At 60.4% G+C, this 9,046-nt stretch carries 9 protein-coding genes; 3 read left to right on the top strand and 6 right to left on the bottom strand.

Translation table 11 applies throughout. The features are described 5' to 3' along the window. Positions 1–161 precede the first annotated feature (161 nt). On the top strand, positions 162–1,361 hold the full coding sequence (locus tag VFE81_RS24015) for an amino acid aminotransferase (protein ID WP_325046971.1): 1,200 nt from the start codon (positions 162–164) through the stop codon (positions 1,359–1,361). A 237-nt stretch (positions 1,362–1,598) separates the two neighbouring features. Here the strand turns inward: VFE81_RS24015 and VFE81_RS24010 are convergent, their stop codons facing one another. Both VFE81_RS24010 and VFE81_RS24005 read right to left on the bottom strand, forming a co-directional pair. Continuing rightward, positions 1,599–2,837, bottom strand: coding sequence for a patatin-like phospholipase family protein (locus VFE81_RS24010; RefSeq protein WP_325046970.1), 1,239 nt, complete (start codon positions 2,835–2,837; stop codon positions 1,599–1,601). 10 nt (positions 2,838–2,847) lie between these two features. After that, positions 2,848–3,645, bottom strand: a complete 798-nt coding sequence (locus VFE81_RS24005) for a 3-hydroxybutyrate dehydrogenase (RefSeq protein WP_325046969.1) — start codon at positions 3,643–3,645, stop codon at positions 2,848–2,850. Between the two features lie 222 nt (positions 3,646–3,867). Between VFE81_RS24005 and VFE81_RS24000 the strand changes: the two genes are divergently transcribed. Continuing rightward, complete coding sequence (locus VFE81_RS24000) at positions 3,868–4,839, top strand: aldo/keto reductase (protein ID WP_325046968.1); 972 nt, start codon at positions 3,868–3,870, stop codon at positions 4,837–4,839. Positions 4,840–5,035: 196 nt separating this feature from the next. After that, positions 5,036–5,881, top strand: coding sequence for a 23S rRNA (adenine(2030)-N(6))-methyltransferase RlmJ (locus VFE81_RS23995; protein WP_325046967.1), 846 nt, complete (start codon positions 5,036–5,038; stop codon positions 5,879–5,881). A gap of 251 nt (positions 5,882–6,132) precedes the next feature. Here VFE81_RS23995 and VFE81_RS23990 read toward each other — a convergent pair whose 3' ends face one another. The 4 genes from VFE81_RS23990 to cueR all read right to left on the bottom strand — a co-directional run bounded on the left by VFE81_RS23990 (position 6,133) and on the right by cueR (position 8,889). Continuing rightward, complete coding sequence (locus VFE81_RS23990) at positions 6,133–7,182, bottom strand: ABC transporter substrate-binding protein (RefSeq protein WP_325046966.1); 1,050 nt, start codon at positions 7,180–7,182, stop codon at positions 6,133–6,135. A 261-nt stretch (positions 7,183–7,443) separates the two neighbouring features. Further along, positions 7,444–7,797 carry a hypothetical protein gene (locus VFE81_RS23985; RefSeq protein ID WP_414695646.1) on the bottom strand — a complete coding sequence of 118 codons (354 nt, stop codon included), beginning with the start codon at positions 7,795–7,797 and terminating at the stop codon, positions 7,444–7,446. A gap of 229 nt (positions 7,798–8,026) precedes the next feature. Next, entirely contained in the window at positions 8,027–8,173 is a 147-nt protein-coding gene (locus VFE81_RS23980; RefSeq protein ID WP_074284875.1) for a DUF3563 family protein, read from the bottom strand. 293 nt (positions 8,174–8,466) lie between these two features. Next, a complete protein-coding gene (gene cueR, locus VFE81_RS23975) occupies positions 8,467–8,889 on the bottom strand; it encodes a Cu(I)-responsive transcriptional regulator (RefSeq protein ID WP_325046964.1) in 423 nt (140 codons plus the stop codon). Positions 8,890–9,046 lie beyond the last annotated feature (157 nt).

Below are 9,046 nucleotides of genomic sequence, written 5' to 3'. Positions count from 1 at the left end.
AGCAGGTTTTGTCGCCCGAAAAACGCCCGCGGATTCGCTACAATGCCAAGCTGCGCTCGCTCGTCGATGCCCGCCCGACGTCTGAATTGTTCGTCAGACAACTTTGGCCGGGCCGCCCGCGCTCGAAGCCGCCCTCTTTTCACTAACGCTGCCCACCCATCATGTCTCTGTTCTCCGCCGTCGAACTTGCTCCCCGCGACCCGATTCTGGGCCTGAACGAAGCCTTCAACGCCGATGCGCGCACCACCAAGGTCAACCTTGGCGTTGGTGTGTACTTCAATGAAGAAGGCAAGATTCCGCTGCTGCGCGCCGTGCGCGACGCGGAAAAGGCACGCGTCGAAGCCGCGCTGCCGCGTGGCTATCTGCCGATCGAAGGTATCGCTGCCTACGACGCTGCCGTGCAAACGCTGCTGCTCGGCAACGATTCGCCGCTGATCGCCGCAGGCCGCGTCGTGACGGCACAAGCACTGGGCGGCACGGGTGCGTTGAAAATCGGCGCCGATTTCCTGAAACGCCTGAACCCGAACACCAAGGTCGCGATCAGCGATCCGAGCTGGGAAAACCACCGCGCGCTGTTCGAAGGCGCCGGCTTCGAAGTCGTGTCCTATCCGTACTATGACGCGCACACGCACGGCGTGAACTTCGAAGGCATGCTGAGCGCGCTGAACAGCTATGCCGCAGGCACGGTTGTCGTGCTGCACGCGTGCTGCCACAACCCGACCGGCGTCGACCTGACTGTCGACCAATGGAAGCAGATCGTCGAAGTCGTCAAGGCGCGCAATCTGGTGCCGTTCCTCGACATCGCTTACCAGGGTTTCGGCGACAACATCGAATCCGACGCTGCAGCAGTCCGTCTGTTCGCGGCATCGGAACTGAACGTGTTCGTGTCGTCGTCGTTCTCGAAATCGTTCTCGCTGTACGGCGAGCGCGTCGGCGCACTGTCGATCATCACGGCAAGCAAGGAAGAATCGGCTCGCGTGCTGTCGCAACTGAAGCGCGTGATCCGCACGAACTACTCGAACCCGCCGACGCACGGCGGCTCGGTGGTCGCGGCGGTGCTCGCATCGGCTGAACTGCGCGCCACGTGGGAAACGGAACTCGCCGAAATGCGCGACCGTATCCGCGCCATGCGCAACGGTCTGGTCGAACGTCTAAAGGCAAGCGGCGTGGATCGCGACTTCAGCTTCGTGAACGCACAACGCGGCATGTTCTCGTACTCGGGTCTGACGTCGCCGCAAGTGGACCGTCTGCGTGAAGAGTTCGGCATCTATGCTGTGGGCACGGGACGCATCTGCGTGGCTGCGCTGAATACGCGCAACCTCGACGTGGTGGCTAGCGCGATCGCTCATGTGTTGAAGTAAGGTATTTCAGGGCGCGAGCGGGTGTTCGTTGCGCGCGCTTTGATTTGCTGAGGCTGCTTGAGCAACTGCTTGAACTGCTTGTAGAAACGGCGCCCTTTCGGGCGCCGTTTTTTATTGGCCGGCTGTTGCTGGACGTGTGACTGTCAACTGCCAATGCGACCTGCTGTCGCGACTCGCTGCTTGCGACTCGCTGCCGTCAATTGCTGCCGTAACCTGCTGCGCTCACCTACGGTTGTTTTAGCGTGTATCCCGATGGATATCGTGCGTGACAAACCCTGCGTCGTTATCGGGCATGTCGAGCCAATCGGGTTGCGCAAGCGAGTGGCGGATATCTTCCAGGCCGCTCGTCCAATGTTCACGCATTGTGGAGAGACCGAACTGGAAGTCTTTGAAGTGCCCTTCGTATTCCTTCTGCCGATAGATGAGGTGGATCACGTTGTAGCGCTTCGAACACGATAGATCATCCGCCAGCTTGCACCACGGATCGTCGCGCTGGTCAGACGGCACGCGATCGAGCACCTCGCGCAGCACGTGCCGGAAACGCTGCGAACGTTGCAGCATATCGGTCACGAGACGCGTGCGGCTCGAATACTGGATGTCTTTCATGCGCCCTTGAACATCGGTGATGTTATCCGGCACCGGCCCGATCGCGCTCCACAGATCGACCTGGAACGCGAGCGTATCGCGACGCGGCGTGGTCTGAATCACCTCGTAGAGCGGCGTGTTCGACATCAAGCCGCCATCCCAGTAATACTGTCCGTCGATTTCGACCGCCGCGAAACCCGGTGGCAACGCGCCTGACGCCATGAAATGCTCTGGCTTCAGTTTCGTGTGCCGATTATCGAAGTAGGCGAAATTGCCTGTTCCGCAATTCACCGCCCCGACCGACACACGCATCTCACCGGAATTGATGCGATCGAAATCACAGAGCGCTTCCAGCGTGGCCTTGAGCGGTGTGGTGTCGTAGTAGCTCGCCAATTGCGGCGGCCCGGAGACAGTGGGCAACGGCGGCGGGAAACGCGGCACGAAAAAGCCCTTTTGCCCTTCCATGATCGCGCCGATCGCCTGAGTCGCTGTGAAGGCCCTACGAACGGCGTCACTGGAATTGAACAGCGCGTGCTCGATAAAGGGCGGCAACGGTAGCCCGAACGCCGGCTGGCAGATCGTCTCCCAGAATTGCAGCAGCCGCTCGACGCGTTTCTCCGGCGGATTGCCAGCAATGATGGCCGTGTTCAGCGCGCCGATCGAAATGCCGGCGAGCCAGTTCGGCTCAATACCGGCTTCGTAAAGCCCCTGAAAGACACCGGCCTGATAGGCGCCCAACGCGCCGCCGCCTTGCAGCATCAACGCGACGGTTTCGTAGTTGGGCAATCGGAGATGCCGGCCGGGATGCGCGGAGGGAGCCGGACCGGCGCCCTCGCCTTCCTCGCCGCCGGGCGCGCCGACGCGCGCCCGCTTGACATTGCGTTGCGCCATGGGCGCCTCCTTATTGCATATACCAGCCGTGGCTCACAATAAAGGACTGGCCGGTCAGCGCCGCAGTCGGGAAAGTGGACAGGAATAGCACCGTCTCTGCAACGTCTTCCACCGTGGTGAAGATGCCGTCGACCGTGCCGCCCAGCATCACGCGCTTGATCACGTCTTCTTCGCTGATGCCGAGTTCCTTGGCCTGCTCGGGAATCTGCTTGTCGACAAGCGGCGTACGCACGAAACCCGGACACACCACATGCGAGCGCACGTTATGTTTCGCGCCTTCCTTGGCCAGTACACGCGCGAGCCCCAGCAGCGCATGCTTGGCCGTCACATAAGCGGACTTCAGCGGCGAGGCTTCGTGCGAATGGACCGAGCCCATGTAGATCACGATGCCGCCGCGATCGTCTTTGTACATGTGCTTGAGCGCGGCCTTGGTGGTGAGAAAGGCGCCGTCCACGTGGATTGCCTGCATCTTCTTCCAGTCGGAAAACGAGTAGTTTTCGATCGGATTGACGATCTGGATGCCGGCGTTGGAAATCAGAATGTCGATCGAGCCGAACTCGGCCGCGACTTTGTCGATGCCCTGGTTGACGGCGTCTTCGTTCGTGACGTCCATCGCCACGCCGATTGCCTTGCCGCCGGCCTTCTTGATTTCTTCAGCGACGGCGTTCGCGCCGTCCTGGTTCAGGTCGGCGATCGCGATCGTCGCGCCCGCAGCGGAAAGCGTGAGCGCAATCTGCTTGCCGATGCCGCTCGCGGCGCCGGTAACCACCGCAACCTTGCCATTCAGATTCGTGTTCAGTGACGACATCCAGAACCTCCATGCAGTTGATGAGCAATGAGACCACGGGCCGCGGGCGGCGTGAAGTCAGCCAAACGGCATAGTCCGTTTGGCCGAATGCTGCACTGCGGCCAACGCTGCTATTGTGCATGAACCGTGTGAACAACATCTGTAAAACGCACATCGGACCTTATCTCTTTAAACTAGGCGTTTCGGCGGGATTCCGGCGGCATCACTACCAAGGAGGAATGCATGAATTATCGACGTCTGGGCCGTTCCGGCCTGCAAGTCAGCGAACTGTCCATCGGCTCATGGGTCACCTACGGCAATCAGGTAGATCATCGTGCAGCGCGCGAATCGCTTGCGGCCGCGCGCGATGCGGGAGTCAACTTCTTCGACAACGCGGAGGTGTACGCCGCCGGCCAATCCGAAGAAATCATGGGCCAGGCACTCAAGGAACTCGCATGGCCACGCGTAAGCTATGTGGTATCGACGAAGTTCTTCTGGGGGCTCAACGAAGCGCCAAACCAGTACCACACGCTGAACCGCAAATATTTGCTGAACGCGATCGACACATCGCTCAAACGGCTGCAGCTCGATTATGTCGATCTGGTGTTCTGTCATCGTCCTGACCCAAACACGCCGGTCGAAGAAACCGTTTGGGCCATGAGCGACATGATCATGCGCGGCAAGGCACTGTACTGGGGCACATCCGAATGGAGCGCCGACGAAATCCGCGCTGCTTACGAAATCGCCGAGCGGCATCATCTGCACAAACCGGTCATGGAGCAGCCGCAGTACAACCTGTTCCACCGCAAGCGTGTCGAGCAGGAATACAAGCGGCTTTATGAGGATATCGGCCTAGGGCTCACCACATGGAGTCCGCTCGCGTCCGGCCTGCTCACCGGCAAGTACCGCGACGGCGTACCTGCTGATAGCCGAGCGCAGTTGCAAGGCTACGACTGGCTGCGCAAGCAGGTCACCGATGCCGGCAAAAACAACGTGGTCGGCCAGCTAGGCGAAGTAGCCGATGAACTGGGTTGCACGGTCGGCCAGATGGCGATTGCCTGGATTCTGAAGAATCCCCATGTGAGCACGGTCATCACCGGCGCATCGCGCGTCGAACAGATCGCTGAGAACATGAAATCCGCCGATGTGGCTGAGCGGATCACGCCGGAGATCAAGCAGCGGATCGAGGAGATCATCCGCGACGCCGGGGACTGACCGACCGGCCGCTCGCCGGACCGCGGAACATGGCCCGCGTACCATCAGGGTTGTGTCACGCGCAACGCATTACGGGGTGCAACGCGGCGTCGCGTACAATACGCGACCGCGCTGCACTTCAGTTGTGCTGCCGCATTGCACTCGCATCGCCGAATCCGCCCTGGAGCGGCACGCCCTCTTTCAGCGTCTCCTCATCATGCTCAGCTACCGCCACGCCTTTCATGCAGGCAATCACGCCGACGTTCTGAAACACGCCGTCGTGTTGCAGCTACTGCGCTACCTCGGCCAGAAGGACAAATCCTACTGGTACATCGACACGCACGCGGGCGCCGGCGTCTATTCGCTGAAGGAAGGCTACGCGACCAAAACCGGCGAGTTCCAGACCGGTATCGCCAAACTATGGGAGCGTAACGACCTGCCGTCGGTCTTCGCGGATTATGTCGACGAAGTGAGCGCGCTGAATCCGGACGGCCAGTTGCGCTTCTACCCCGGTTCGCCGTATATCGCATGGCGGCAGATGCGCGAGCAGGACCGCATGCGTCTGTTCGAATTGCACACCACTGAAATCGACGTGCTGCGCCATAACTTCCGCGACGCAGGCCGCCGCGCGATGCTGTATGCGGGCGACGGCTTCGACGGCATACTCGCGTTGCTGCCACCGGCGCCACGCCGCGCGCTGGTGCTGCTCGATCCGTCGTATGAAGACAAGCGCGACTACACACGCACGCTACGCTGCGTCGAAGAAAGCCTGAAGCGTTTTCCGACCGGCACCTACGCGATCTGGTATCCGCAGGTAAGACGCCTGGAATCGCAGCGCTTCCCCGATCAGCTGAAGAAGCTGCAGGAGCGCAACTGGCTGCATGTGAGCCTGACCGTCAGCAATCCGCCAACCGACGGTTTCGGATTGTTCGGCAGCGGCATGTTCATCCTGAATCCGCCGTATACGCTAGCAAAAACGCTCAAAGACCAGATGCCGTGGCTGGTCCAAACGCTCGGCGAGGACAAGGCCGCGCAGTTCAAGGTCGAATATCGCGGCGATTGAGCCTCGTGGCGGCTCCGCGCGCACGTATATATCGTGGCGCTCGGACACCGTCGAGGTTTGTTCAAGCATCTCTCGCGGCACTCGACCCGCATTGCGGTTTGCTCAAGCATCTCTCGCGGCACTCGACCCGCATCGCTGGTTTACTCACGCGCGTATCGTGGCGGTTAAGCGACGTCCCAGGTCGCACGCGCGCGCCTTACCCAGCGGTTTGACACGCGCGCGACCGGATAAATCATCCACCCCCAGACCGCTTACTTCAATTGCGCCGCTGCCTTGCGAGCAAAGTCATTGGTATAGGTCGCGTTCAAATCGATCTTTTTCGGATCGAGGCGGCTATCGAATGACGACAAGGCGCGTAATGAGGTCGCCGGACCATCCGCGGGCATCAAGCCGTCCGGCGAATATGCGTCGCGCACATTGTGGAAGGCCTCCACATAGAGGGCCGAGTCGTTGAGCAGATATGCCGGCGGCACCATCTTCAGCAAGTCAGCATCGCTGGCGGTTTGCAACCAGTGGTCCGCGCGCACGATCGCATTGGCGAGCGCCTGCGTCGTCTTCGGGTACTTCTGGATGAAAGTCTCCGATGCGTAGAGCGTCGCCGCCGGCATCGTCCCGCCGAATACCTCCTGCGAGCCCTTCACAGTACGCGTATCGACCAGCACTTTGATCGCACCGCTACGCGTCAGTTTGGTCATCATCGGATCGACATTGGATAGCGCGTCGATCTGACCGCCGCTCACCGCGGCCAGGACTGTGGCGCCGCTGCCCACACCGATCGCCGCAATCTCGTTGCGCTGTACGCCGGCCTTGCGCAAAGCCACGGTGAGCACCAGATCCGTCGACGAACCCGGCGCGCTCACGCCAACTTTGGCCCCCTTGAAGTCCGCCAACGTCTTGATCTGGTCCGCCTTCGCCTTCACCACCGCGACGACGATCTGCGGCGCGCGGCCCATCAGCACGAACGCGCGATAGTGCTGCCCCTTTGCCTGCATGAACAGCGTGTGCTCGAATGCGCCGGCTCCCACGTCGGCGCTGCCGCCCACGACCGCTTCCAACGCCTTCGACCCGCCCGCGAAATCTTCGAGCGTGACGTCGAGCCCTTCGTCCTTGAAGTAGCCCAACTGCTGTGCGGCGAGTACCGGCAAATAGTAAAGGCCCGGCAAACCGCCGACGGCCATCGTCAAGGTGGGCTTTTCCGGTGTGTCTTTGGCGAGCGCTGCACCGGGCAGCGCTGCGGGTACAGCCAACGCGATCAACGTGGCACAGGTGCCGGCGGCACGCCGCATCCAGTGAGTAGGCATTTGATGTCTCCTTATTCTGTTTTCATTCGATGCGATGGCGCTGCGCACTGTGCATGCCTCACATCGTTGGCGAGAGAACGCGCCACGATTGTCGTCGGACGGTTTCGCACACGCCATGCGCCGAAACCCGAATGGCGTTTGCAATACCTCGCGCATTAGCCGAAGGCACGCATACGCAGGCGGTGGCGCGGCAGAGGGCCCGCGGCTCGATACGTCAACGGATGGAAAAGAAACTACTGGGAGAGATTGCGCCAGAGACGCTTATTGCGCACGACGCACTGGACGGGGCTGCGACGGCGGTTGTGGAGACGGCTTGCCGCCGCCAACCGGCACGGGGATGTAGGGCGCAACAACGATCGGTATCGACGAATTCGGCGCCAACTCCGTGGGCGTCGCAATGGGCTGTGCCCCTAGGATCGGCTGCCGTGAGAGCGGCGCGGTCTGCAGCACCGTGCCGCTCTGGCCGTCACTTATCCCGCTTTGCGAGTCGAGTATCACAGGCTTGCGGGCATTGTCGCTCGACGCGGCGAAAGTCGCCGGTTCTGCGAAGGCCATGGTCAGCGAAGCCGCGACGGCCGTGGCCAGGACAAATTTGAGCGAACGGACAGGAAGCATGGGCGGACCGGTTGAGTTTGAGAATGCCGGATTGCGCGGAAAGCGCTTTACCTTACCGCGGCCGCAACCGCCAGGCTAGTTGTTATTGGCCATGAGTCGCCTTGAAGCACCACTTGCCGTGAAATTTTCGCGGTCCAGATGTGACAAAACCCCGTCTATACGGGGCTCTACACTTTACTGCGATGGCTGCGCGCGAAACGCTGCCAGGTCAAACTTTTGCCGTTGAAACTTACAGCGAGTAGCCGTTGGTTTCGAGCGAGCGGATGCGCTGTTCGAGCTGAACGATATCCGACGACGACGCCAGATAGGCTTCACGACGGCTGCGTTCTGCGGTTTCAAACCAGGTGCTCAGCTTTTCAAGTACGTATGCAAACATGATGTTCTCCAAGGATCAGATTGAATCCCCGGTGAGTTCCGCATCAGGGATTTCCCTAAAAAGGGTTAACCCGAATTATATCCCTATGGTGCAACCTTGCTAGTGAAATGCCCGCATGACGTGCATTCCGTTTTGGAATGGTGCACGCTCGTGGTGCACGTAAGTCATTGATTTATCTAAATTCAAGATGATATTTTGACATTCGTGATATTACCCCAGATTAATTTGCACCATAACAGTGCTTTTGACCGACCGGTCGCGACAAATCCTGCGACGGGTTGCACCCAATGCGCTCAAATCGGATGACAACCCTTCCCCGACACCAGATCAGTGTCGGCGAGCCGCTCGATAATCGGACAATCCGGACGCTCGTCGCCGTGACAATGGTCAGCCAGATGCGCCAATGTGTCGCGCATGTCGCTCAGCTCTGTAATGCGGCGATCGAGCTCCGCGACGTGCTCCAGCGCAATCGCCTTCACTTCGGCGCTGGCGCGCGACCGGTCGTGCCACAACGCCAGCAAGCGGCGGATGTCTTCAACCAGAAAACCCAGACGGCGCGCCTGCCGGATGAAGCGCAGAGAATGAACCTCTTGCGGCCCGTATACGCGATAGCCGGCGCTCGTGCGCGCCTTCGCCGCCAGCAAGTCCACGCTTTCGTAGTAGCGAATCATCTTCGCCGTGACGCCCGACGCGCGGGCCGCTTCCCCGATGTTCATGACAGTTTCCCCAGTGTGTGCCCCGATCGTACACCTTCCCATCGTGGGAAGGTCAGCCACTCAATTGCGCGTTGGCAGGCATAATTCAATCATTGCAGCATTCATTTTTTCGAGGCAATCCCGATGACGTTCGAATTCCAGGTAGAAGGCATGAGCT

Source organism: Paraburkholderia sp., assembly GCF_035656215.1.
In the GTDB taxonomy this organism is placed as follows: domain Bacteria; phylum Pseudomonadota; class Gammaproteobacteria; order Burkholderiales; family Burkholderiaceae; genus Paraburkholderia.
This window is presented reverse-complemented; position numbering and strand designations above follow the sequence as displayed.